The sequence below is a fragment of the uncultured Negativicoccus sp. genome (genome assembly GCF_902480485.1).
GTDB classification, from domain to species: Bacteria; Bacillota; Negativicutes; order Veillonellales; family Negativicoccaceae; genus Negativicoccus; species Negativicoccus succinicivorans.
In genome coordinates this window covers 1-2,571 of record NZ_CABSTC010000088.1, presented here as the reverse complement: position 1 = coordinate 2,571, position 2,571 = coordinate 1, and the positions used below count along the sequence as shown (strand labels likewise).

The 2,571-nt window shown below is 51.5% G+C and carries 2 protein-coding genes and 1 pseudogene; all 3 read left to right on the top strand.

Translation table 11 applies throughout. From position 1 onward, the window contains the following. The first annotated feature begins 441 nt into the window (after positions 1-441). Positions 442-1,404, top strand: coding sequence for a TAXI family TRAP transporter solute-binding subunit (locus RDN69_RS06070; protein ID WP_159823123.1), 963 nt, complete (start codon positions 442-444; stop codon positions 1,402-1,404). Continuing rightward, positions 1,405-1,947 (top strand): DUF1850 domain-containing protein, encoded by a 543-nt coding sequence (locus tag RDN69_RS06065; protein ID WP_159823124.1) that lies wholly within the window; start codon positions 1,405-1,407, stop codon positions 1,945-1,947. Beyond that, positions 1,931-2,571, top strand: a pseudogene (locus RDN69_RS06060) (TRAP transporter permease); the annotation flags it as partial. The gene RDN69_RS06065 and the pseudogene RDN69_RS06060, both read left to right, overlap by 17 nt.

Below are 2,571 nucleotides of genomic sequence, written 5' to 3'. Positions count from 1 at the left end.
CCTGTTCCGCCACTTCAGCGTATATGGTAGCGGAAATAGGACTTGAACCTACGACCTACGCATTACGAATGCGCCGCTCTACCAACTGAGCTATGCCGGCATCGACTTGATTAGTATAGACGATAGCAGCTTCTTTTGTCAATAGATGACAAGTATTTGGTCAATGGTATTTTTATTTATTGTTATAATGGTTCCTGCACGCTTTTACGACGATAAATTTTACTGTATACATAATTCATGCGCATTACGGTTGCAACCTGCGTTTGATAATGATACAATGATGGCAATTAAAAAGTTGGCAACGAAAACTTAACATTTCGTACCTTGGGGTATCGAGTCGGCAATGGCGTCGGCGTGCTCAGTGAGCCGTTGAACGCAGCTCGGAGCGTAAGCTCCTTTTTTTATTGCCGAAACCCCACAAACCAAGAGAGGATGATCAAAATGAAGTTTTCCAAAATGACGACATTGATGATGGCCGCCGGTCTTTCCGCGGTAGTCGCGTTAGCCGGTTGCGGCGGTTCGGGCGGTGCCAAACAGCAATATTTGAATATCGGCACGGGCGGCACGGCAGGTACTTACTACCCGCTGGGCGGTGCGATGGCGGAGTTATTCAATAAAAATATCGCCAATGTCAATGCGTCCGCGCAAAGCACCGGGGCCTCTGTCGCCAACGTCAATATGCTCAAAGACGGCTCGCTGGATTTGGCGCTGATCCAAAACGATATCGCCTACTATGCGGCGAACGGCCTGGAAATGTTTGACGGCAAAAAAGTTGACAACCTGCGCGGCATAGCGACGCTGTATCCGGAAACGGTACAGATCGTAGCGTTGGAAAAATCCGGCATCAAATCGATCAATGATTTGCGCGGCAAACGCGTAGCGGTCGGCGCGGCAGGTTCCGGCACGGAAGCGAACGCGCGGCAAATTTTGAACGCCGCGGGCATTGAATACAGCGATATCCAAGTGCAATACCTCTCGTTCGGTGAAGCGGCCGGCGCGCTCAAAGACGGTAATGTCGATGTCGCATTCGTCACGGCCGGTTTCCCGACAGCCGCCATCCAGGATTTGGCGGTATCGAATCAGATTTCCCTTATTTCACTTGATGCGGCGGTGGCCGACCAGCTCTTGCAAAAATATCCGTACTATACTAAGATTTCCATTCCGGCAGGTACGTATAATGGCGTAGCCGGCGATACGCTGGCCGTCTCGGTACGCGCGATGATCGCGACAACAAGTAAACTCTCCGATGAAATGGGCTACAACGTTACCAAAGCCATTTACACGAATCTCGACAAGATGGCCGCGGCCCACGCGGTCGGCAAGATGATTACCAAAGACGCCGCGCAGGACGGCATGTCGATTCCGATGAACGCCGGGGCGGAAAAATTCTTTAAGGAGAAATAATTGCAACGCTTACTCATCAAGCGACCGTTCTACCTATTGGCATTGTTGAGCTTTGCTTTGGTGGTGACGATCGCTTGGTGGTCGATGCGGCCGGCGATTTTTCTGACGGCGGGCGACGAATGGCATGACTTGGGTCATGCGTACAGCGGACGCTCCGTCGTTATTCATTATCGGCATTCGGTCCAGCAGACCCACGTCTGGGAATATTTGACGGTAAATGATACCGCGGACGGTTTTATTTTGCGGGCAACCAAGTACAAATCCTACGACGTGGGTTTGCCTTTTTTGCCGAGTGAAGGTAATTTTCGAAGCGACGGCGAGTATTTTTATTTGGATGATATTAACCGGGTTCTGCCCCGCCCGCTGACGTTACGGACGGGTTTGGGGACGGAACTTACCGTTACGTTGCAAACGACGTACGCGCTGTATCAACGACATGCGCCGGGCACATTGGTGACATTGTCCGTCACCCCGCGCTGGCGCAGCTACTATGAGCATTTCAACCATTGGTTAGGAGGTGAGAGAAATGGCAGAAGAACGTAAGGTTCGTTCAAAACAAGATGACGCCGTGTCGCAAGAGGCGGTCATGGCGCTGGAAAAAGAAAATCGCGTGGCGCAATATCGCGGTCACATCGCAAAACTCATTTCTTTCATCGCGATCTGTTTTTCTCTGTTTCAATTATATACAGGTATTTTCGGTGTACTTGACGCGCAATTACAACGCGCGGTGCATTTAGGTTTCGGATTGGTGCTGGTGTTTCTCTTATATCCGACGCGCAAGACCTGGCTGAATCGCGCGAGCATTCATCCGCTGGACGCGTTTTTAGCGCTGCTCGCGGCAAGCGGTCCTTTGTACATCATCACGCAGTATCATGATTTAGTATTGCGAGCGGGCAATTTCAATACGCTGGACATGGCGGTCGGCTCAATCGGCGTGCTGCTCGTCATTGAAGCGGCGCGGCGCGTGGTCGGCATCCCGATGGTGTCGGTGGTGCTGTTTTTCATCGCCTACGCCTTTGCCGGTCCGTATATCCCCGGCATTTTAGGACATCGCGGCGTGAACTGGGACCAACTCGTCGGCCATTTGTATTTTACGACCGAAGGTATTTTCGGCATCGGCCATGGTGTGATAATCCTTGTCAGCCAAAATGCCAGCAATCACTGTCA

Excerpts from the sequence above, each read along its gene's own strand:
- RDN69_RS06070 (WP_159823123.1), top strand. The coding sequence starts at position 442 with ATGAAGTTTTCCAAAATGACGACATTGATGATGGCCGCCGGTCTTTCC.